At 42.5% G+C, this 23,725-nt stretch carries 14 protein-coding genes and 2 pseudogenes; 5 read left to right on the plus strand and 11 right to left on the minus strand.

What is annotated here, in order from left to right:
- Nucleotides 1-56: 56 nt before the first annotated feature.
- The 10 genes and pseudogenes from BDE36_RS08790 to BDE36_RS08835 all read right to left on the minus strand — a co-directional run bounded on the left by BDE36_RS08790 (nt 57) and on the right by BDE36_RS08835 (nt 10,670).
- Nucleotides 57-2,015 carry an LTA synthase family protein gene (locus BDE36_RS08790; protein WP_141814570.1) on the minus strand — a complete coding sequence of 653 codons (1,959 nt, stop codon included), beginning with the start codon at nt 2,013-2,015 and terminating at the stop codon, nt 57-59.
- Nucleotides 1,999-2,382 carry a diacylglycerol kinase family protein gene (locus tag BDE36_RS08795; protein WP_141814571.1) on the minus strand — a complete coding sequence of 128 codons (384 nt, stop codon included), beginning with the start codon at nt 2,380-2,382 and terminating at the stop codon, nt 1,999-2,001. Before BDE36_RS08795 ends, BDE36_RS08790 begins: the two co-directional genes overlap by 17 nt.
- Before the next feature lie 64 nt (nt 2,383-2,446).
- Nucleotides 2,447-3,352 carry an IS1595 family transposase gene (locus BDE36_RS08800; RefSeq protein ID WP_141814572.1) on the minus strand — a complete coding sequence of 302 codons (906 nt, stop codon included), beginning with the start codon at nt 3,350-3,352 and terminating at the stop codon, nt 2,447-2,449.
- A gap of 128 nt (nt 3,353-3,480) precedes the next feature.
- A pseudogene (locus BDE36_RS08805) lies at nt 3,481-4,838 on the minus strand (IS3 family transposase).
- A 225-nt stretch (nt 4,839-5,063) separates the two neighbouring features.
- Complete coding sequence (locus tag BDE36_RS08810; protein WP_141814573.1) at nt 5,064-6,077, minus strand: site-specific integrase; 1,014 nt, start codon at nt 6,075-6,077, stop codon at nt 5,064-5,066.
- Entirely contained in the window at nt 6,064-7,059 is a 996-nt protein-coding gene (locus tag BDE36_RS08815; protein ID WP_141814574.1) for a tyrosine-type recombinase/integrase, read from the minus strand. The genes BDE36_RS08810 and BDE36_RS08815 overlap by 14 nt, the downstream gene beginning before the upstream one ends.
- Nucleotides 7,056-8,321 (minus strand): tyrosine-type recombinase/integrase, encoded by a 1,266-nt coding sequence (locus BDE36_RS08820; protein WP_141814575.1) that lies wholly within the window; start codon nt 8,319-8,321, stop codon nt 7,056-7,058. Before BDE36_RS08820 ends, BDE36_RS08815 begins: the two co-directional genes overlap by 4 nt.
- A gap of 134 nt (nt 8,322-8,455) precedes the next feature.
- Nucleotides 8,456-8,854, minus strand: a pseudogene (locus BDE36_RS08825) (DUF932 domain-containing protein); the annotation flags it as partial.
- A gap of 39 nt (nt 8,855-8,893) precedes the next feature.
- The gene (locus BDE36_RS08830; RefSeq protein ID WP_141814576.1) at nt 8,894-9,088 is read right to left on the minus strand and encodes a hypothetical protein; all 195 of its coding nucleotides are present in this window, start codon (nt 9,086-9,088) and stop codon (nt 8,894-8,896) included.
- 331 nt (nt 9,089-9,419) lie between these two features.
- Nucleotides 9,420-10,670, minus strand: coding sequence for a site-specific integrase (locus tag BDE36_RS08835; protein ID WP_141814577.1), 1,251 nt, complete (start codon nt 10,668-10,670; stop codon nt 9,420-9,422).
- Between the two features lie 355 nt (nt 10,671-11,025).
- On the opposite strand from BDE36_RS08835, the gene BDE36_RS08840 reads away from it, so the two are divergent.
- The 4 genes from BDE36_RS08840 (at nt 11,026) to BDE36_RS08855 (ending at nt 18,713) form a co-directional block, all read left to right on the plus strand.
- Nucleotides 11,026-12,207, plus strand: a complete 1,182-nt coding sequence (locus BDE36_RS08840) for a FecR family protein (RefSeq protein ID WP_141814578.1) — start codon at nt 11,026-11,028, stop codon at nt 12,205-12,207.
- Between the two features lie 205 nt (nt 12,208-12,412).
- Nucleotides 12,413-15,742: a TonB-dependent receptor gene (locus BDE36_RS08845; protein WP_161987585.1), complete on the plus strand. Its 3,330-nt coding sequence runs from the start codon at nt 12,413-12,415 to the stop codon at nt 15,740-15,742.
- A 10-nt stretch (nt 15,743-15,752) separates the two neighbouring features.
- The gene (locus tag BDE36_RS08850; protein WP_128771145.1) at nt 15,753-17,402 is read left to right on the plus strand and encodes a RagB/SusD family nutrient uptake outer membrane protein; all 1,650 of its coding nucleotides are present in this window, start codon (nt 15,753-15,755) and stop codon (nt 17,400-17,402) included.
- A gap of 186 nt (nt 17,403-17,588) precedes the next feature.
- Nucleotides 17,589-18,713, plus strand: a complete 1,125-nt coding sequence (locus BDE36_RS08855) for a glycoside hydrolase family 130 protein (protein WP_235904523.1) — start codon at nt 17,589-17,591, stop codon at nt 18,711-18,713.
- 152 nt (nt 18,714-18,865) lie between these two features.
- Here the strand turns inward: BDE36_RS08855 and BDE36_RS08860 are convergent, their stop codons facing one another.
- Entirely contained in the window at nt 18,866-20,401 is a 1,536-nt protein-coding gene (locus BDE36_RS08860; RefSeq protein ID WP_141813269.1) for an IS1182 family transposase, read from the minus strand.
- 269 nt (nt 20,402-20,670) lie between these two features.
- Here BDE36_RS08860 and BDE36_RS08865 point away from each other — a divergent pair, with 269 nt between their 5' ends.
- On the plus strand, nt 20,671-23,718 hold the full coding sequence (locus tag BDE36_RS08865; protein ID WP_202618176.1) for a glycosyl hydrolase 115 family protein: 3,048 nt from the start codon (nt 20,671-20,673) through the stop codon (nt 23,716-23,718).
- The last annotated feature ends 7 nt before the right edge of the window (nt 23,719-23,725 follow it).

Genomic DNA, 23,725 nt, shown 5'->3' on the forward strand with positions numbered 1-23,725 from the left:
GTTTTTTTGCAGAGCTATTTTACTTAAAAATTCAGAAATAAGATAGGCATTTATCTTTAATGTGTTGCTTTCATTTTTCCGTTTTTAAACCTTTCGCTGGCAGTTTGGTAATACGAAATGGTTTCAGATACCAATTTCTTGTTTTGATTTTTTACTTCGGTAAGGAACTGGTCTTTTGATGATACGGTAAATTGTTTCACACGTTTACGGTCATCAATTTGGGTAAACAGCTTGCCCTGCAATAAGCCTAATGTCCTGTAATTGCCGATAAACGCCCGTTCTTCCCCGGCTTTCATTTGGTTAATGTCCTTGCCATATAACGCAGTATTATAGTTCCAGTTCAGATACCCGAACAGAGTGGGCATTACATCTATCTGCGAAGCCAGCCTGTCTATTTTTTGAGGTTCGTGTGGCAGGTTGTAAATGATTGCCGGGATATGATGTTTGTCGATATTGATTTCCCATTTTCCTGCACTGCTGGCACAATGGTCTGCTACAATCACAAAAACGGTGTTCTTAAACCACGGCTTTTGTTGCGCTTCCACAATGAATTTTCCCAACGCATAATCGGTGTATTTTACGGCTGCATTCCTGTCGCCTTGCGGCAGGTCAATCGTACCTTCAGGAAAGGTATAAGGCTTGTGGTTCGATGTTGTCATTACAAACTGGAAGAATGGCGTATTTGACGCATTGCTCTTGTCTGCATATTTGATTGCCTGCTTATATAAATCTTCATCACAAATTCCCCAGGCGTTTTCAAAACTTACTTCATTGGTTGGTATGTTGTATCGGTGCGTATCAATCTTGTCGGATAAAGGATTTCCCCTGTCCCTGTCCACAATGTCAAATCCCTGACCACCGAAAAAGTTGTTCATATTATCGAAATAACCATCGCCACCATAAATAAAATAGGGATGGTAATTCTTTTGCTTTAGTATGGTAGCAATCGAAAATATATGGTCGTTATTGGGTCTTCTTACAATACTGTTTCCCGGTGTTGGCGGAACGCAAAGCGTAAGTGCCTCCATTCCTCTTACTGTTCTTGTTCCGGTTGCATACAGGTTGGTAAAAAAGATACTTTGATTGGCAAGGCTGTCATAGTTAGGCGTAAGGTTGTCTTTATTGCCAAAAGCTTTCAAAAAATCTCCGCTAAAGCTCTCTATGGCTATCAGTATGATATTAGGACGGCTTTCGTTTTCGCCTTTGGTTATCCTGTTGATATTATCCCATTGTGCGGAAGCATACTGCTGATTTTCTTGTAGTAGCGTTTTCTTTAATATGGCATAGGCTTCCTTATCGGAAAGTGTCGGATAGAAGGTTTTATAGTCCAGCTCATTAGAGTGGAATGCGGCAAAGAATGAAAACACACCATTTTTACCCAGCTCATTTACTACAAGGTTATTGCTGAAATCCGCCTGCTTGTTTTTCATTACGCCCAAGAGCAAAAGCCCAAATAATAATACAGGAAAGGCATAAGCTGCCCTGATGCGGATAGGTCGCTTATCTGAAAACGTATTTCTTAAAATGCCTGTCTTATTTAGCAGGAAAAACGTACCGACAACCAAGCCGATTAAAACGGCAATGATTAAAGGCAAAGGATAAGATTGATTGATATTCGACACCACTTCGTAGGTGTATATCAGGTAATCCACCGCAATGAAATTGAACCTTACGCCAAATTCGTCCCAAAACGGAAATTCCGCCATCCAGCCAAAAAAGATGATGATTAGGACAAGGGAAAGGTAGCCATAAGTAAAGACCTTATCTGCCAAAGAGCCAATCCATCTTTTCGGAAACAGCAAAAGGTAAACGGCGTAAAGCAGCAAGAACGAAAGCCCTATGGCGATGTCAAAGCCTAAGCCTGTCAGGAACGCCCTTAAAATGTAAATGAAACTGAAATCTATATCACTTGCTGACCAGATGAGCAAGGCAATTCTTGTAATAAATGACAGAGCAACATACAATAATCCTACTGAAAACAGCAGGGAAAAACGGCTGTTAAATAACTTTTTCATAGATGTAAGGGGAATAAATAATGAGGATAACCACCACAGCGGTCAGGGCGGCAAAGGTTACAGCACCCGCAGCGATGTCTTTTATAAAACCGATATGTTTATGATAGTCGGAATGGATGAAATCACAAAGTTTTTCAACGGCGGTGTTAAGCCCTTCGATGCTTAATACAAGCCCGATGACCAAAACCTGAAATAGCCATTCTGTTTTTGTAATGTGGAACAGGAAGCCGCTAATAATGAGTATGACGGCTAACAAGGACTGTGTAATGACGGAATGTTCGGTAGTAATGAGAAAAAAAGCTCCTTTAAACGCATACCGGAAGCTTTTTACCCTGCCTATTAAAAAACCATCGCTGGATTTTTTCATTAATTGTTCGATTAAAATTAAACAAGCAAAGTTGAAAATGAATTTTTTGATTATCCGTTTTTAATCATAATCCTGTAATGTTAGCAATAATAAGCCTTTCAAAGAGTCTATCTCCAAAATATCTTCGATTTAGCTTGTAGATGAATTCGTTGAGATAGAGTTGAAGATACTTTCTTTTTATTTTGTGGTAATTGCCCAACAAATTTCTTTTGGCGTTGCTAATGGCAATATGAACCCATTTTAAAGTTTCTTCGGTAGTTTCTTTTGAACTTTTTTCCATAATATGAAGCTCTACAAAATCTGAAATATCCATATAAGAAGTGCTTTTATCTGTAAAAACAATACTCTGATTATCTACAGATTCTTTAATGGCTTCATTGATTTCTTCTCCACTGTGTCCATCTAAAACCTTCGCTTTAAAGAAGCGAACATGTTTTTCTTTTTTTCCAGTATCAATATCTTCTAACGGTGTTGATTCTGCTATCATCGCTACATTTTGTTTCCCAACTGAACCTTTTCCACGAATTCCTTTTTTCTGCTCTATTTCGCTAGATTCTACTGTAAAATAGGCTTCGTCAAATTCTATCATCCCTTCCAAAGTGTATTGTGCATCTCGGTTTCCCATGGCTTTTCTTATCTTATGAACCATCGCCCAAACTGGTTCATACCTCTTTAATCCCAATTGTTTTTGGATTTCTTTGGCTGAAAATCCTTTCTTGGTAACACTCATCAAAAACATGGTTTTGTACCAAATTAGAAAAGACAAATTCGAATTTTCCATGATGGTTCCGCTTTTCAAAGAAGTTCGACTTCTGCATTTTTTGCATTCATAACTTAATCTGCTCTTTATCCAAAAATGTTCTGTGCTTCCACATTTGCACGTGAGTCCTATTTTATCTCTCTCAGATTTAAAATGATTTATACAATCATCTTCTGTCCCAAAATGTGCTGAAAAACTGAATAAATTCATATCTAATTGTTTGATTACTACAAATATACAAAAATTATGATAAATTACGGATATTCATATGAATTTAGAAGTGTATGTCTTCAAACAAACTCGGACAAATATCATTAATTTCTTAAGGAGGATTTGGGTTATAAACTTAGTAATTTTTGTTGATTAAACAATTGTCTTCTTTTTCTCAGTGAATCGGTTTTGATTTGCTGTCTTTTTTTCAGGATCTGCTCGGATCTTCCAAAGTAAACATCAGCCGGGGTAAGGTTGTTTAGCGATTCATGGTAGCGTTTGTTATTGTAGTTGTTTACGAAGTTTTCCAATGCTGATATCAGTTCTTCCGGGTGGTAAAAATGATTGAGCTTTACAACGTTTTTCATCGTTCTGTGATACCTTTCAATCTTTCCCTGTGTCTGCGGATGTAAGGGTTTTCCGTGAACCTGTTTCATCTTCAGGTCTTCCTTCAGATAGGTTTTCAGCTCATTGGATACATAGCAGGGGCCATTGTCTGAGAGCAGTTTGGGTTTTGTTTTGGTCATCAATTCTGCTTTGTCAATCGCCGTATTAACGGTTCTTTTTACATCTTCAGCCTTCATCGAGTCACAGAGTTCCCAATGAATGATATAGCGGCTGTAATCGTCCAGAACAGTACTCAGATAGTACCATCCCCAACCGATAATCTTGAAGTAAGTAAAATCGGTTTGCCACATTTGGTGGACAAACTGGGTTTTGTCCTTAAATTCATTTGCTGCGGAAAGAAGAAAATGATTGGGAGCAGGAATCAGATCTCTTTGCTTAAGGATTCTGTAAACACTGGACTCCGATATGAAAATACCCTGTTCATCGGTTATTTTATGGGCCAGTTCCCGGGAAGAGAGTTCTGTGTGCTCCAGTGCTATTTCCACCACCAGATCTTTCTGCTGTTCAGGAATACTGTTCCATTGCCTGCGGCCGGTTCTCCTGTTGGGTCTTAGCCCGTCGTAACCGTTTTCAAGATAATTCTGATACCACCCGTAGAAGGTACTCCGCGGAATTCCGTAGGATTCCAAGGTTCGTTTTACGCCTGTTTCACTTTGGGTAACCTCTAAAATAATCTCGTATTTCTCGGCTGCTGTTAATCTCATATATTTTTGGTATTCAGGGATTAATCCAGCATGTCCAAGCTTTTTTTTACGATGTCATAGCGTAAAACCAGGTCCGCAACCATTTCCTTTAAGCGGGCGTTTTCCTTTCTCAGTTCGGCCACTTCATCTCTGGTGGCTTCCCTTGTCACATCTCCGTTGAGACGTTTCTTCCCGGCTTCCATAAACTCTTTGTTCCAGGAGTAAAACTGAGACTGAGAGATACTGTGTCTTCTGCAAAGCTCTGCCACGGATGTCTCGGCACGGAGGCCTTCCATCACGATTAAAATCTTTTGTTCCGCAGTGAAAGTTCTGCGACTGTTTTTACGAATGTCTTTTACAAATTTTTCGATGTTCTTTTTCTTGGGTGTTTCCATAATTAAATCTAATTCTTTTTTGAAAACACTCCTTAAGTTTTTAGTAAATTGTGTCCACTTTTTGCTGACGATTTACAGCTTGGCAGTGATAAAAATGCGCTCCCCGTTATTATGTAAAGCTTTACATAACAAAGGTTATGGAAAGTAAAAGATTATGTAAAGTAGAGTGCCTTTTGCCATTTTCAGGTGTTTAATCAGGCTATTCTACTTTACATTATTTTAGCCTCAAAAGTTCTTTAACCAGTCTAATAGGCTTTCATTGTTCACCCATACAGGGGCTTCTTTTTTAACAACGTTGATGTAGGCGCTTTCTATTGCTTCCCGTTTTTGTTTGGAATCAACTCTCGCATAGACTTCGGTTGTGATAACCGATTGATGCCCAAGAATATCACGTATATAAACAAGGTTAACACCAGCTTGTAAAAGGTGCATTGCTTTTGAATGGCGAAGCGAATGGCAACTGATTTTTTCGGGGATTAGCAACTTATCGCTGTTTCGCGCCATTGTTGCATATTTATGCAGGATATGGGTAACACCCGCCCGTGTCAGTTTTTCCCTTCGGGTATTGTAGAACAATGGGTATGTCCCTGCATGGGCTTCCAATAATCGGTTTTTCTCCATGTAGTTCTTTAAGTGAACCACCTCTGCATCCATGAGCGGAACAATACGCGCTTTATTACCTTTTCCTATGAGTTTGATGGTATAAGGCTTGTTTAACCTGATATTTTCCGGGGTTAGGTCGATGATCTCCTGCACCCGAGCACCCGTATCGTACATCAATGCAAGCAAAGCCAGATCCCGTATTCCTTGCTTTGTGGTCAGGTCAGGCTGGCTTAGCAAAAGCCGGATGCCATCAACGCTTAGATAATTGATGGTGCCGCGCTGTGCTTTTTTTACTTTTATTGAAAGCACGCTCCGGCATTCTTCCAATTGCTCCGGCCATTCGTATTGCACAAACTTAAAAAAGGTATGCAATGCCGCCAGCCTAACGTTGCGGGTAGAGATACTGCATTTGCGTACCTGCTCCAGGTGGTTAAGGAACTCGACAATACAAGTTTTTGTCAAATCGCCGAACACCAGCTTTTGGGGCTTTATGCCTTTATGTTCTTCCATAAAAGAGATGAGCAGAATGAATGTCATCCTGTATGATGCTATAGTGTTATTGCTCATTCCCCTTTCTGCAGGAAGATATTTGGTCAGGAAGTCCGCAAGGCTCTTAGGGAAGTTAACTGTTTTCATGGCTTGCTTCATCATGGGTTTCCGGGAATAAGAAAGGACAGACATTATTAACCTTAGTGATAATAGATGGGTACATATCGGCGGTGAGCCGTACATACCCGTCCGTACTGGCGATGCATTTATGGCCGAGATAAGTTGAAAGCACCGGCAGTGAATAATACAGGTCAGTACCGGCTTCCGCCATTTTCGCCAGCGAGTGCACACTAAATGTATGCCTCAAGTCATGCACATGCGGGCCTTGACGCCTGCCCCGATGGGGAATACCCGCTTTATATAGCACTTTTCGGAACCAGTTATATGTCCGGCTATTGTCGCAACAGTCACCATTGGGCTGTACAAAAAGCAGGTCTGTTTTTCTTACCATAGGAAAGCGCTCCCTGCAATTCATATATTCCTTGATCACCTGGGTTACGGAATCAGAGATTGGCACCATCCTGTCCGTCCCATTCTTCGTGTCCCGGAGTATGATATATTGTTCTTCGAGATAAACATCTTTGCAGGATAAGGATAGTGCTTCGCCTACACGCAGTCCTGTACCATATAATACCCTGAACAATGCAGGAAGCACCAAGACCATAGAGTTATAACAAGTACTATAGGCGCTTAACTGGTCGGTCGCCTCAAATATGGCAGCCATTTCCTCTTTAGTGTAGATATAAGGTACATGGGTTGATTGCTTGATTTTCGGCAGTACAGGTAAGGAAGATGCGTAATTTAGCTTATTCAGATAGGTGCCGAACTGCCGCATGGCCTGAATGCGGTTATACCACGTTTTGTCCGATTCATTTGACCGCCTGATGCACCACTCATTACAGAGTTCTTTGCTGATGCCGATAGTGGTTTCTTCCCGGTCATAAGCCAATTGGTCGAACTGCATAAAAGCATATTCGACGGTCATGTATTTATAACCCAGATGCCTTTTTAACGCAACAAACTCTTCAATAAAGGGCTTGTATATGCTGTAGTAATTGATCGTACTCATGATACAAACACTCCTTTCTGCTGGTAAAAAGCTGGCGCAACCATTGGTACATCAAGGGCGCACTGTTTAAGTTGCTGTTTATCAACACGCAGGTAAAGCATGGTCGAAGCTGTATGACTATGCCCTAACGCTTCTGATATTACAGGAAGCGGTGTTTTATTTTCAAGCAAATGAGTAGCAAAGCTATGCCGTAATGCGTGCGCTCCCTTGTGCCTGTTCTTAAGAATGATGCCTGAACGCCGTATATGTAAAGCTATTCTGTTTGTAACGTCTTCGGGCGTTATTGATTTGAATGGATATATATGCTGTAAAAAACAATATGGCGCATTGGAGACGGGACGTGCATATTTTAAGTAATCAACAATGGCATTTCCTATCTCGGGCAGAAGCGGAAGGGTAATTTCTTTTTTGGTTTTGAACTGCATTATCTCAATGATGCCCTTATCCCAATTAATGTTCTCGAACTTTAACTGTGCTATATCGGATACCCTCAAACCAAGTTTTGCAGCCAGCAATACCAACGCATAATCCCTTTTACCCGATGGGTTGCCCCGGTCGATCTTTTCTATGATGCAGGTAATATCTTCTGTAGAAAAAAACGAGGGGAGCTTTGGCTGCGATTTGTAATTTGTGCGCTGTATCACATCTGAATAATCTTTATTGAGTATCTTTTCTGTGTACAGATAGGCAAAAAAGCTTTTGATAACGCCCAATTTAGAATGATTGGTGGGCAGAGTTGCCGGATTAAGGCTTTTCATAAACGATACCAGGTACACCTCATTGATATCGGCAACTCTCTTTATTTCTTTACCGCTCAAAAAGGTAAGTAAACCATGCAGCGTGTTCAGGTAGTGGTTTTGGGTTGATTTTGACAGGGTAAAAGTTGTTGCTTTATAAGTGATAAAGTCTTGCATGGCAACACCTACTTCGCCTGTCAACACCTTCGGCGGATTTCTTCTTAATGGTGCAGTCCCAAAAAAGACTTGGCCTGTAGACTGAAATACATGCAGTGCATCGACCTTATTAACCAAATGCCGCTGCATCCGGTCAAGCGAGGCATAATCATAGTCGCCCAGCTTTGACTTAATGAACTGGTCGCCAACAGATTTATCATAGTTTTCGATCCCTGCCGCAGCCATAAATAGCTTTAAGGGTTTCCAGATCTGCCAATATCCCCGGAGGGTGTATCGACCTCGTTGCAGGGTGCGAAGGTGTTTTTCAAACTCATTTACGAGTTCGTCGATGGTTTGATTTTCTTTCATAATTACATTATTTATGGTTAGGGCACTATTGCCGCCAACAAAATAATGTAAAGTATAAATGAGGTTAAGCCGCTGAATTTGAGTAATCCAACGGCTTTAAGAGGATAGCTTTACATAATCTTTTACTTTCCATAACCGTTGCCCAATGCTCCTGCGGTTTCGTACAATATACCATCGCCTCCGCCTACAATAGCATCAAAGAAATTGAACGCCTCACGGTTTTGTACGATATGGTAGTCTTTGCCTACTACGCCCAACGGTGTATTGGTGTCGGTGCGAAGTGTGGCGAAACTGTTAGGTACTAAGATGTCATTGGCTTCAATCAGTTCTCCACTGTAGCCTATGCTCATTGTTCTGCCCTGTGTAAACAGTGGGGATTTGATAACCTCGTAATCTAAACCTGCATGTACTATTGCTTCTTTGCTTGTTGGGTACTGCTCCACGATTTGCCCCAAACCGTGCCACGCTTTTTGTTGAACGCTGAAGAATGAATGACGCCCTGTTTGCTCGTTGAAATTGATGTTGTGTGCCATAATGCTAAAATTTTGATGTTTGAAAAAATGTTTAAATACTCACTCGCTTTTCTCGTTTCCCGTTGTGGTTTGCTCCGCTTCGCTTCGCATAATTTTTTCCAAAAGAAAAACCGGAAAAAAGAAAGCAGATAATCCAAGCGGGCTAAGCGGAAAACCAAAAGGAAACGGAATAAGTCCCGGAAGGTGGCAAGGCAACACACTGCAATCGGCGAAGCCATCTTTTTGACTTGCCATTATGCCGTAGTCTTTTGGTTGGGCGTGTGGGTGGCTGCCCGCTATAACTTAGCTGCCTTTTTACCGGTTGATTGTGGAAATATTCTGTTCTAAATTTTATGGCATTAATGACCAGGCTACGATAGCCTGTAGAGATTTGAAAAACGGAATAGCAGGGAACGTTAGGTAGAGGTTTCGGTTTTCAATTTTCTATTTCGGAAGTAGGTAATAAGCTCTTTTACAGCGTTGGCTTGCGTATAGGAAAGTAAATGTGCTTTACCTACACAAAAAGTATAGGCATAAAAAAAGCAGAACCGTTAAGTTCTGCTCATTGAGATTAGATAAAAGCTGATTAGATTGCCATCATAAACGCTTCTTCCATTGCCTTGAATTTAGGGGTAACTAAATCCATATCCTTACTGATTTTTTGGCTTGTGATTTTAGCGTAAATCTGTGTGGTGGAAATATTTTTATGCCCCATCATTTTGCTAAGACTTTCAAGCGGTACGCCCTCGGTCAAAAACATTGTTCCGAAAGTATGCCTTGCCGTGTGAAAAGTTACTTTATGCTCCGTAATGATTTCTGCCTTTTCAACCAGTTTGCCTATGTGAGTATTGCAGGTTGCATTGGTCGGAACCGGAAAGATAAATTCATTCCTTGTCGTACCCTGATATTTCTCAATGATACGTTTAGGAATTTCCATTAACCGAACATTTGAAGCAATATCTGATTTCTTTCTCCTACTGATAATCCACTGATGACCGTCAAAGAATGATTGAATGTTGTTCCTTGTCAGTTTCTTAATATCCGCATAAGCAAGTCCTGTAAAGCAACTGAAAATAAACAGGTCTTTTACAAGTTCATACCGTTGGTGCGATGGTACGCACATCATCAGCTTTTCAACATCTTCTTTAAGGATATAGCCCCGGTCGGTTTCTTCCATATTGATTTCGTAATTCTGAAACGGATTATCACGTATCAAGCCTTTTTTAATAGCCAGTTCCACCAGACTTAATACAGGCATAGTGTAAACCCAAACCGTATTATGCGAAGATTGTAAGTCGTACCGGAGGTAAAAATCAAACTCCCGGATAAAATCGGCAGTCAATTCCCGAAAAGCCATATCATCACGATGATAGCGTTCTTTTATAAACGTGGTAAGATGATTGTAAACCGTGATATACTTGTTGTAAGTGCTTTGCGCACGTTCTTCCTTTTCGACCAATTTTTTAAAATCCTCATTTTGGTCGTTGAAGACTTTAAGTATTGCATCATCCATTACGCCAACACCCAAAAACGATAGCTTTACTTTTTGGGCGGTCGCAAAGCCCTCGTGCTTCAACATATCTTCATAAATCTTGTCGATACGCCCACGTATATTATCCAGTTTTTTATTGATACTTAATGCCTGCGCACTTTTGCCCTGAACTCTTCCGTGTTTTAAATCCCAATTATTGGGGTCAATTTCTAACTTTGTTCCGAAAGTTTTAGGGGTTCCGTCAATGGTAATACGTGCCATAATCGGAGCATTACCGTTCTTTTTCAATTCGTTCTTTTTTAGGTAGAAAAGCAGTTTGAACGTCGATTTTTTTGTTTGTTCCATAACTCAAATGTTTAACGTTTAAAATTAAATTACATTGAGTTACAAGGGAATGTAAAAAGAGGTGCAAAAGACTGAAATATAATCGGTTAAGCTATATAGTCACTTTTATCAATCGGTAACGAATTAGTAACCTAACCTTGTCATTTTAAGCCCAAAACCTATCAGACACCGACTTCCGAACTAAGACTACTGGTTTTATAAAGCCTTGTATAGCAATGGTTTTAACCGTTTTGCTTATTTTTGCTTTTTACTAATCTTTTTCTTTAAAAAAAATCCAACATCACTAGTCCCCTCCGGCAAGTTTCGTGTTCTCTTATATGAAAACCAGTTAGAGACTGATTATAAATTGAGAACCGTGAATAAAGACAGGCTCCGGAAATTATTAGAGGGATATTTTAACAATACCATTGACCGCAAGGATTGTGATGAATTGTTAAAGTATATGGACCATTCTGACCCTGAATTATTCTCAGAGATAACCGACAGATTGTTGCGTGACAGGAAAGACGGACCTGTGTTTGAGAAGACACAGGCTGATAAAATATATGACCGCATTAAATCTGATCCACGTTTCAAAGTTCGGCCGGATAAGCGTCATCAGGTGATCCGGCTCCGTATTGCCGCTGTTTTGATTGTTTCCCTGTCGTTTACTTACTATCTCGTTAATACTAAAAAGGCTGATCTCAGTTTAGCCAGCCATACTGCGGAGATAAAAGCAAAAGACGAGATCGTACCAGGCGACAATAAAGCCATACTCACTCTTTCAAATGGGAAAAAGATAGTACTCGGTCAGACCGGAGCAGGGCAACTGGCTAAAGAGTCGGGTGTTGAGATAGAAAAGACAAAAAAAGGCGAGATTATTTACCGGGCTACAAGCAGTGGAATTAGGTCGAATTCGGTAGTTTTCAATAAAATAGAAACACCCAGGGGCGGAGAATATCAGGTGATATTACCTGATGGTACCCGGGTTTGGCTTAACGCTGCCTCTTCTCTCAGTTATCCAACCGCGTTTAATGGCCGTACCCGGGCTGTCAGCTTAACAGGTGAGGCTTATTTTGAAGTGGCCAAAAATAAGAATATGCCTTTTCATGTGAATGTAAACGGCGTGACCATACAGGTTTTGGGAACCAGATTTAATATTAATTCGTATTCTGATGAGAGTGATTTGACCACCACGCTTCTGGACGGATCTGTGCGGGTTTTTAAGAATGGCCACCAGGCTTTATTACAGCCGGGGCAACAAGCTGTTGTCGGCAGGGCATCAGATCAGATAGCCATTTCATCCGCTAACATTTCGGAAGTAATGGCCTGGAAAAACGGTTACTTCCTTTTTCGCGATGAGGATATTAAAAGCATAATGAAGAAAATTTCACGCTGGTATGACATAGAAGTTGAATACCGGGGAGACGTAGAGGATCAGAAGTTCGGAGGTACATTTTACCGATCAAAGAGCTTTAAAGAATTGCTCCATTACCTGGAGAAACTGGGGCCTTTACATTTTAAAATTGAAGGAAGGAGGGTTATTGTGATGACTTAATCGCTACCGGTGGCTTAATGAATTATCTTAAAACCGGGAGCGTTCGCTCCGCCCCCGGATGTCAGCTACAGAAAGCTGGGTCAGATAATTTAATTGAATGGAAATACAACCAATTAACTATTAATCTAACATTCAAATGTATAAAATTTTTACAGCAAAGATTTGCAGTAGCCGATCGTATTGTATCAAAAAAATTCTGCTCGTAATGAAACTTACTATTGTTATACTGACAATGGCTTTATTACACGCCAGCGCGGCCGGTTTGGCGCAAAAAGTTTCTATTAATGTAGAGAATGCCTCTATTATAGCTGTGCTTGAGCAAATTCAATTACAAACAAGTTATAATTTCCTCTATAACTCTAAGGATCTTAAGAATACAAAGCCGGTGAGTTTATCTGTTAAGAACATGTCATTAACGGAGGCACTCGATAAGTGTTTTAAAGACCAGCCGGTAAATTATTATATCGAAGATGCAACCGTGCTCATTAAAAGTAAACCGATAATAACTGTTGCAGAACGGGAGCTTAGGAAGGTTATTAAAGGTAAAATAACCGATGAAAAGGGAGAAGCGCTTCCCGGAGTTAGCGTGAAGATCAAAGGATCTAACATAGGGACGGTTTCTGTTAATGACGGGTCTTTTACAATATCGGTTGATAATGCCGATGCTATACTGATATTCAGCTTTATCGGTTTTGAACCTCAGGAAAGAAAGGTGGGGAGTGCAGTCAGTATGAGCATCGTTCTTAAGCCTGTAACAACAGGCTTATCAGAGGTGATCGTGGTTGGATATGGTTCTCAAAAGAAGGCGGATGTTACAGGTTCAATTGCGTCGGTGAGTGAAGAAGCCATTAAAAGCGTACCGGCAAGTAACCTGATAAGCGCCCTTCAAAGTCAGGCACCTGGCCTGGATATTCAAAAATCTGGTGGTAAGAGTAATCCTGGAGCGACACCGTCCATTTCCATTAGGGGTCAGCGATCATTGGGTGCGACCAATGATGTGCTTTATGTGGTAGACGGGATACCATTCAACAGTACCTATATTAATGACCTTAATCAGGATGACGTAACATCCGTACAAATATTGAAAGATGCATCTGCAACCGCTATTTACGGTTCCAGAGGAGCAAATGGCGTGATTCTTATCACCACAAGAAGAGGTAAAAATGGAGCGCCTGTAGTTTCTTATAGTGGTTACGGAGGTGTCTCAACCGCCCTTGGCCATTATGACGTGATGGATACAAAAGCATATGAGACGTATAAAAAGTGGGGCAACTATAACGCAAATAACCCCAACACCATTGGCACACCTAATCGTTACAGCGGAATAGATGATCCGAAGTTCTATACAGACGGTATTACCTTCCTTCCTGCCGAACTGGCCGGCATGGAAAATGGAACAGCAACCGACTGGCAAAAGCTTATCTTCAAAAATGGACTGAAAACAAATCATCAGCTGAGCGTTTCGGGTGGAACACCCTCTACAAAGTATGCTGTGTCGACTGGTTTTTATGATGAAACTGGTGTGTTTCCTGGTCAATCGTTCAAGCGCTACAGTTTCAAGGTAAGCGTAGATCAGGAGCTGGGTAAGTATGTCAAAGTGGGTGGAAGTTCATTAAACACCATTAGCAAGATCAGCGGAGAAAGTATAAACCCGGTGGTCCAGGCGCTGATCTCCAGCCCGCTTACCGTTCCATACGACGACAAAGGAAATCTTATCCCTTTCCCCGGCGGCGGCTCCCTGACTTATAATCCTTTGGCTAATCTGGTACCTGGTGCAGTAGTTCAAAAACGCTCCCGGTATAATACCTTTACAACTATATATGCCGAGGCGCAAATTTTGCCGCACCTGAAATACCGGTTTAACGGAGGCCTGGAGCTTACCCCGGAAACTTATGGCGCATTCTATGGCAGCGCCACTTTTCAAAACCTCAGCGGGCCCTCTACTGCCAGAAATACCAATTATGACTTTTACGATTACACCCTGGAAAACCTGCTGACGTACGAGAATACCTTTGCAAAAAAGCATCACGTAACTGCCACCGGCCTTTTTAGCTATCAGGAAGATTATAAAGCGTCAACAAATTTCTCTTATAACAACATCCTGGCAGATGAGATCCAATATTTCAATCCGGCTTTAGGATCGAACCTGAAGGGAGATGGTGATTACAATAAGTTTAATATCGTCTCGTTTATGGGACGTATCAACTACGACTTCATGAGCAAGTATTTGCTGACACTTACCGTGCGGTCTGACGGTTCGTCTACGCTTGCTCCCGGAAACAAATACCATTTATTCCCATCGGCAGCCCTTGGCTGGAATATCGCGCAGGAAGATTTTATGAAAAACCTTTCTTTCTTATCAAACCTTAAGCTACGCGCGGGCTACGGTTCGGTAGGAAATGCTGCCGTAAGGCCTTACCAAACACTCGGCGGGCTGGAGTTGATTAATTACAACTATGGGACGACAAACGTTACGGGCACCTATCCTAATAATGTACCCAATCCTAAGCTAGGCTGGGAATATACGACATCGCTGAACCTGGGTCTGGACTTTGGTTTACTAAACGACCGGATTACAGGGTCTGTTGATGCTTACAAGCAGAATACCAGCGATCTCATTCTTCCACAAAACCTACCCATTACCACTGGTTATACCAAGCAATTTTTTGCGAATGTTGGTAAAACACAAAATAAAGGATTGGAGGTTTCCATTTCCTCCACCAATATTGTGGCGAGATCAAGAAATGATTTTGGCTGGAGCACAAATTTTAATATCACATTTAACCGCAATAAGATCGTTGCGCTGCAAAATGGAGTGACTGAAGATGTAGGTAATAACCGCTTTGTCGGACATCCTATTAATTCACTTTATAATTATGTAAGGCTAGGTATCTGGCAAAATACGGCAGCTGATTCGGCCCTGGCGAAGGATCTTAAGCTTACGATGACCGGAGCAGGCTCTGTTATCGGTACTATAAAGGTGGCCGATCTGAACGGCGACGGTGTGATCAATTCGAACGACCGGACGATTGTGGGTTCACGTGACCCGAAGTTCCTGGGTGGTTTTACCAACCGCTTTAGTTATCGCGGTTTTGACCTGAACGTGGTGTCTACTTACAGGGTGGGAGGTACACAGATAGCCTACTGGCTTCAGCCCGGCAGTAAAGTAAATGCCTTAAACGGAAAGGAGAATAATTTAGACGTCAATTACTGGACCCCTGATAACCATGAAAATACATATCCTAAACCCAATTTTAACGTAGGAAGCCCTGCTTATGGTGATCTTTTGGGTTATTATAATGCGTCGTATTTAAAAATTAAAACCATCAATTTAGGATATTCCTTGCCAACGGCTATGGTAAATAAAATAGGGGTAAAGTCACTTCATGTCTACAGTAGTTTCAATGATGCCATTATCCTGTTTTCGAAATTACATGACCGGTTTCCTGGCATAGATCCGGAGTCGGCGGGCACGCTGGGCGTAGATACGCCGCCCACGAAGTCGTTGTTATTTGGTTTAAATGTTACATTTTAATTGTTCTGACATGAGATCTATCATATATAAATATATCATACTGGCAGCGATCGTTTTCTCTGGCTTAGGCTGCAAGAAGCAGTTAATAGAACAACCACGTTCGGGGCTGACCCCCGAGTATTTTCAAACAGCACAGGGTTTTCAATCCGGTCTAGATGCGGCCTATGCCGGCAACCGTGATATATGGGGAAATGAAGGCTTAATGACTATGACTGTCCCCGGCACAGATGAGTTCAAATCAGGCGGCGGCGGAAATAGTAATTTTAATATCTATTCCAGCAGCTTCGACGCGAGCAGCACCTGGGTATCGCGTGTGTGGAATGCTTGTTATACCTATATTAATACCTGTAACGGTGTGATTGACAATGGCGCGGCAGTTACGGGACTTGATGCGGGTACTGTTAAGCAAAAAATAGCTGAGGCTAAATTCCTGCGGGCAAACTACTATTTCTTACTGGTACGTTTCTGGGGACCTGTGACGCTGAATACTCATTTTATTGCCGAACCGAGTACAAGCGCCGACAGGGCTCCTATTGCTGATGTTTATAATTTCATTATTCAGGATCTGAAAGATGCTATCGACGCATTGCCGCCAAGTCCGGTTAAGAATGGTGTATTGCCGGGAAAAGCGACCGCAGCTGCAGCTTCGCACTTGCTCGCAAAGGTTTATCTGACCAGAGCATACACATCAGCCAAACAATCGGATGATTTCCAGAACGCTTACAATATCGCCAAAGGTCTTATTGATAACAGCGCGAGTCTGGGCATCGGCTTGCTGCCCGATTTTGCATCTGTTTATGCAGAGGGTAATGAAGGAAGCAAGGAAGTGTTATGGAGTGTACAACATACATCTAACCTCACCTATAACAACAATAGTAACGAGTTGAACTTTTATTACGTGATGGGGTATGAGAACTTCCCCGGACTTGTCCGCTCTATGGCTTACGGTCGTCCTTATGCACGTGTTGAATTAACACGTTGGTTGAGCGATACCTGCTTTGCCGACAAAACAAACGACACCAGGTATTATAAAACGTTCCAGTCTGTATGGTTATCTAACTCTGCCGAGAAGATCCCGAAAGTTAATGGCGTACCCAAATATGCGCTTGGTGATACGGCAATCTATATGCCCGGTGTGGATGTTAGCGATGCTAAAATAGCTGCTAGCCGTTATTTGCTGGTGCCTCCGCGGAATTATACTTTGCAGTTATTTCCAACCATGCTGAAGTATCAGGACACAAAAAGAGCAAGCATCAACGATCCATCGGTAAGGCCGGTTATTGTCTATCGTCTGGCAGAAACCTATCTGTTGGCTGCAGAAGCGGCTGTTAATCTTGGCGACAATATTAACGCTGCCAAATACATCAATGCAGTACGTGAGCGGGCTGCAAACCCAACCGGCAACGTGGCTGCGATGACTATTACCTCAGACAAAGTTTCGCTGGATTATGTTTTAGATGAACGGTCGCGCGAGTTAGCAGGTGAACAAACGCGCTGGCTGGACCTGGTACGGACCAATAAACTGATTGAGCGCGTCAAGAAGCATAACCCCGATGCAGCAGCTAATATTCAGGAAAAGCACGTTTTGAGGCCGATACCTCAGGACCAGATAGACAGGGTGATTTCAGGTCCGCAGTATCCGCAGAATACCGGCTATTAGCAGTCTGGAAGAAGATAAAAGAAACACTGAATGATTAACCACGATCAGGGGCACTGCCAATCAACCCGTTTTGAACGGTAAGTGCCCTCCTGATCATAATTTTAAGTTATCTTGAGAAGGCTTTTCCTGACATTTTATTTGTCTCACAATTATAAAAACAAGTATATACGGAAAATGAAGTATTTAATGAAAGCTTTTTTTATTGTTCTATGTTTCTTCTTTACATCAGTTCAGGGTCAGCAAAACCATCAAACCAAATTACCTGACTGGACGCTTGGCCCTTTTACAAGGCCTGCCGGCGTCAATCCAATTATTTCGCCTGACAGCACCACTTCGTTTATTTCTCCCATAGATAACAAGCGGGTGAACTGGGAGGCCAACGATACTTTCAATCCCGGAGCCGTTGTAAAGAATGGCAAGGTGGTAGTGTTATACCGGGCTGAAGATCGCTTTGGAGAGGGTATAGGCAAGCGAACTTCCCGGATAGGATATGCGGAAAGCTCTGATGGGATTCATTTTACCCGCAGGAAAGCCCCTGTATTATACCCGGCAAATGATAGTCAGAAAGATGTAGAGTGGCCGGGAGGTTGTGAAGACCCGAGGGTGGCTGTTACCAGCGACGGAACTTATGTGATTGTATATACGCAGTGGAATAGAAAGAATGCGAGACTAGCCGTCGCGACCTCCCGCGATCTGATTAACTGGACGAAACACGGAGCAATCTTTAAAAAAGCGTACGGCGGGAAATTCTATAATATCTGGTCAAAATCGGCTTCCATCGTCACTAAGATTGAAAAAGGCAAGCAGGTTATCGCCCGCATTAACGGGAAGTACTGGATGTATTGGGGAGAATCAAATGTCTATCTCGCCACTTCAACTGATTTGGTAAACTGGGACCCTCTGGTGGATGACAAGGGTGACCTGAAAGTTTTAATTGCTCCCCGAAAAGGATATTTCGACAGCAGTTTCACCGAATGCGGGCCTCCGGCTATAGTGACGAAGAAAGGTATTCTGCTTATCTATAATGGCAAAAACGCACCAGGGAGCAAAGGCGATACAACTTTAAGCGCAGGGATTTACTCTGCGGGCCAGTTATTATTTGATATTACGAACCCGGCGAAGGTTCTTGGCCGGTTGGAAAAGCCCTTTTTTAAGCCTACTGAGGCTTTTGAAAAACGGGGACAATATGCAGCTGGTACCGTGTTTACACAGGGGCTGGTCTGGTTTAAGGAGAAGTGGTATCTTTATTATGGCTGTGCTGACTCGAGAGTGGCAGTAGCTGTTTTTGATCCACGTAACCCTGGTAATTAAAATCGCTTATCCCCAGCATTTATTGAGGCCGTATCATAATTCAAATGATGCGGCCTCTGTATTTGTTGCCTATTAAGGTAGTGCAAGATGAATTTGGGCAAGCTGTGGATAATTTGCTTTTCGGGGTCGAAAACCAGTCAAAAAGCAGCTTTTCACCCTGCTTTTTTCCTTAAGTTTTGTGCAATTGCAATCAAACCCCATTCGATCTCCACTTTTTCCTTACCCCGAAGCATGAACCTTTTGAAACCATGGTTCTGTTTAATGTTTCCGAAAGTTGGTTCCACATCAAAGCATCGTTTCTTTCGCCGCTGTAGGCCTTCTTCACTGTTTAACAGTTCATGTGCCTTTTGCTTAAGCCGGTTCAGATTTACATTGACCTCAATGATCCTGTTGGCGCTTGATTTATGACAAGCACCGTTGAGCGGACAGTTAGCGCAATTGCCCGCCTGGTATCTTTTTACTGTTTGCTCAAAACCGGTGCTTGTTCGTTTTCTACTTGTCCCGATGAAATTCATCTGCCGGCCCATCGGACAGATGTAACAATCTTTCTCCTGGTTATAGAAAAGCTTGCTTGCTGCAAAAGGCTGTTTGTTATTGTAGTTTTCATTTTGCTCTTTATCGAACATCCCATACTTTACAAAGGCAATGGTTTGCTTTTGTTCCAGCAGCGTGTAGTTTTCTTCAGATCCGTACCCGGCATCCGCGGTGAGCTTTTCAGGTGCTTTGCCAAAGCTGGCTTCATGCTGCGTTAAATGAGCATTCAGCGTATTGGTGTCTGTTGTATTGGAATGAATGGTATAATTGACAATGAACTGGTTGGAGGTAGATATCTGAACATTATAGGCGGGTTTTAACTGACCATTTTTCATGTGGTCTTCTTTCATCCGCATGAAAGTAGCATCCGTATCGGTTTTACTAAAGCTGTTCCTTTGGCCCAGGATCTCTTCCTGATGCTCATATTTTTCTATATTCTGCGGGTAATGTTTAGTAATATACTTCAGTTTAGCCTTCACCTTTTTATCTGCATTATCTTTTGCGGCCAGCTTTTCGTTAAGCTGATCTACGGCAGCTTTTACTTTTTCGCTGTTAATTTCCGTAAAATCAGGCGGCTCAGGCATCTTGTCTTCTTCCGAGGCTACCTGTTGTGCATACTGCCATATCTCAGTCAGTTGCTTTTTCATCTTCTCTTTATTGGTCTGAATCGACTTCTTCCAAACGAAGGTGTACTTGTTGGCATTGGCTTCGATCTTCGTTCCATCCGTATTAATCTCCTCTATGCTCAGCAGCCCTTCTTCCGACAACAGCTTTACCACCTCTTCAAACACACTGCGCAGGGCATGTTTCAAGCGCACACCCCGGAAACGGTTGATCGTATTATGATCGGGATAGCTCATCGAACTTAACCACATGAAGTAAATACTTTCCTTACAGGCTGCCGCCAGTTTACGGCTGGAATAAAGGTTGGTAACGTACCCATAAACCACCACTTTAAGCAGCATTTGAGGGTGATAACTTGAACTTCCCCTAATGTGATAAGCTTTTAAAAGCGGCTCTATATTGAGCTTGTTAATGACCTCATTTACAACCCGGACCGGATGCCATAAAGGGATCAATTCTTCAAGGGTTGGTGGGAGTACCAGAATTTGTGCCTGATTATAGGGCTTGAAAACAGGTTGCTTTACCGCCATCTTTTATCTGATTATACACTAAATATATGAAAATCAGATTATTAAATCAAATAATCAATGGTAAAAATCCTGAAATATTAAAAATAAAAAGAGGCTGCACCATGATTTATGATACAGCCTCAATATTCCTTATGTAATCTGATACAAATCGGCAAACGATTGAACAGGTTTTCTAAATTTCATTAGTTTACTTTGGTTCGTAATAGAAACCAATAATAACAGGTATTGCAAATTCATCCAGGCAATACTGTCTTTGTGCAACAACTTTTATGAAATTAGAATTTCTTACTTTATTCACCGAAAGCTTCAGGACTACCTCTTTCACTAAAATCAAAATACTCCATCCGTGGGTTGTATGTATTCCTAAAAGAATACTGCCTATAATTATATTAACCAGCTTATTTATGTGTACCGTCAGCGCACAGATCAGTCTTTCTGACGGTAGTAGGCTCCAAAGTGAGTTTAACCTGAGCGGCCAGCAAAATAAAACGGTTCTTTATTTCGATAATAAGGACCACGAAGTTGTGAAAAGAGCAGGCCGTTTGTTTGCAGAAGATATACAAAGGGTAACCGGGAAACTTCCGGCCACTGTATCTTCGGAAGCCAGGTTGGCAGAAAACAGCGTCATTATAGGTACCATAGGCAGCAGCGGGCTGATCGATAAATTGATCCGTGAAGGCAAAATAGAGGTCGGCGGATTAAAGGGTAAATGGGAATCTTACCTCGTTCAACTCGTTGCTAACCCTGCTCCAGGGGTAAAGAAAGCACTTATTATAGCAGGCAGTGACCGTCGGGGTACCGCCTACGGCGTTTTCTCTCTTTCCGAAGCGATTGGCGTCTCTCCATGGTACTGGTGGGCAGATGCACCGGTAGAAAGAAGGTCGCAGCTTAATCTTAAAGTAGAAACGACAGTTTCAAATGAACCTTCAGTAAAGTACCGCGGCATTTATGTTAACGACGAAGATTGGGGCTTGCTCCGTTGGGCAAAGCGTACGTTCGATGTAAAGCAGGGCAATATCGGTCCCAAAACATACGCCAAAGTGTTTGAGCTCCTGCTTCGGCTCAAGGCTAATTACCTGTGCCCGGCCATGCATGAAGCAAGTACAGCATTTAATAAAATACCTGAGAATAAACTCCTGGCTGATAGTTTCGCGATTGTAATGGGTTCGGTGCATGCGGAGCCTTTGTTATTTAACAACGCCAGTGAATGGGATAAAAAAACGATGGGCGAGTGGGATTACCTGACCAACAAGGAAGGGATCAATAAAGTGCTGAAGGAACGTGTAAAAAGCAATGCTAAGTACGAGAATGTGTATACCCTGGCGCTGCGCGGAATCCACGACAAGGCCATGTCGGTGAACAGCTCCATAAAAGACCGTGTAAAGGTATTAGGTGATGCATTGCTCGATCAGAGGAGGATCCTGACGGACGTCATTGGAAAGCCGGCCAATCAGATCCCGCAGGCATTTACGCCTTATAAAGAAGTGCTGGATATCTATTCTAATGGATTGGAACTGCCTGACGATGTAACCATCGTTTGGCCTGATGATAATTACGGTTACCTTAAGCGCCTGAGTAACGCAGCGGAACGGAAACGTTCCGGACGCTCCGGCGTTTATTATCATGCATCTTATCTCGGCAAGCCTCATGATTATCTGTGGATAAGTTCTACGCCCCCGGCTTTGATGTATGAAGAATTACGCAAAGCGTATGACACTTCGGCCGACCGTTTATGGCTGCTCAACGTGGGCGATATTAAATCCTGCGAATTCCCTTTCTCCCTCTTCATGGATATGGCATATAATATCAATAAATTCGACTATGCTATGATATCCAAATATCACGCAGCATGGCTTAGCAATTTATTCGGAAAGCAGCATTACGACCAGCTGCTCGATGTCACTACCTCTTATTATCAGCTGGCCTTTGCGCGGAAACCTGAAGCTATGGGCTGGGGCTATGAATGGAATACTAATAAGAACGACAGAGAACGGACTACAGATACTGACTTTTCTTTTTCAAATTACAAAGAAGCTGAATCCAGGCTGAAAGAATATGACCGGATAGGCAATGCTGTAACCAGCTTGATGGGCAAATTGAAAGACAATCAGAAGCCTTCTTTTTACCAGTTACTCTATTACCCGGTAAAGGGCGCCGAACTGATGAACAAGATGCATCTCACTGCCCAGAAAAATCGCTGGTATGCACGGCAGCAACGTGCGGCTACCAATTTGCTCAAAGATGAGGTGAAGGTGTATTACGATAGTTTGCAGGTAATAACAAAGGGCTATAACTCTTTGCTGAATGGCAAATGGAATCACATGATGTCGATGGTGCAAGGGGTTACGGCTTCTTATTTTGAACTGCCGCGACTCGATTCTGTTGTGCTATCTGGCCCAGCCGCGTTGAATGTGCTGGCCGAAGGAGAAGATGTACTGAAAGGGGTGCGGAGCTTTCATGCCCTTCCTTCTTTCAACACCTATAACAGGCCGTCGTATTATATAGACATCTATAATACCGGCAAAGATCCGTTGAAATGGTCATTGAAGCCTTCCGATAGCTGGATTGTTGTTAATACAAAAAGTGGGTCGACCACCACCGAAGAGCGCATATGGGTATCGGTCGACTGGAAAAAAGTTCCGCGCGGCGAGAAAGTCGCCGGCTCGGTTACAATCACTGCCGGCAATAAAAAAGAAGAGGTTTTGGTGTCGGTCTTCAACCCGGTAGCCCCATCTCTGGCAGATGTCAACGGACTGTTTATAGAAGATAACGGGTATATCTCAATTAATGCCACGGGATTTCATAAAAAAGTGGAGAATGAAGATATTAAGATGAGGATTGTCCCTGGCCTGGGTTATGAAGGGGCATCTGTACAGCTCGGCGATCCGACAGCCCCGTTTCAAAATCCGATGAGCAGCACCGTGCCATCTCTGGAATATAACTTCTATACCTTTCAGGCAGGTTCGGTAGACGTTTATACCTATGCGCTGCCTACCTTTCCGGTGAGCACAGACAGGGCTCTTGGACATGAAACGTCGGGTGGGGAAACAAAGTACGGTGTGTGTATTGACGATGGCCCTGTTTCACAGCCTTCTACATCAGCCATGGAATACTCACAGGTATGGTCTGAAAATGTCCTGAGAAATAGCGCTGTCAAGAAATCAGTGCTTCACATCAATAGGCCCGGCAAACACACGCTAAAGATCCTCTGCGGAGATCCGGGTGTGGTTATTTCAAAAGTAGTGCTGGATTTCGGCGGTATGAAGAGATCCTACCTCGGACCTCCGGCAACAAAAGCGGTGTCTTTGTCTAACTAAATATATC

The organism is Arcticibacter tournemirensis (assembly GCF_006716645.1).
GTDB classification, from domain to species: Bacteria; Bacteroidota; Bacteroidia; order Sphingobacteriales; family Sphingobacteriaceae; genus Arcticibacter; species Arcticibacter tournemirensis.